This window comes from Streptococcus mitis, from assembly GCF_002096845.1.
Taxonomy (GTDB): Bacteria; Bacillota; Bacilli; order Lactobacillales; family Streptococcaceae; genus Streptococcus; species Streptococcus mitis_A.
The window spans coordinates 1-214 of the sequence record NZ_NCVK01000048.1; the positions used below are offsets into that span (position 1 = coordinate 1).

Below are 214 nucleotides of genomic sequence, written 5' to 3' on the forward strand. Positions count from 1 at the left end.
GTTCGTCCGTTTCTTCTTCACGAACTGCGAAGTTGATTTTATCTACTCGAATTTCGTCAGTGAAGGTTAACGGGTACTCTGGAAGAGATTCTGCTGTCGGTGCATCATTCGGAACCATGGTCGGCTTAGCTGTACCAACTTTAACAACCTGGGTAACTGGGGATAGGGTCTCCTCATTTGACATCTCTTGACGGTCAATTTCCTGACCATTAGA

At 45.8% G+C, this 214-nt stretch carries 1 protein-coding gene; it reads right to left on the reverse strand.

Translation table 11 applies throughout. The features are described 5' to 3' along the window. Positions 1–214, reverse strand: a 214-nt coding sequence (locus B7695_RS07750; RefSeq protein WP_142358881.1) for a G5 domain-containing protein, incomplete at both ends; no start/stop codon positions are given.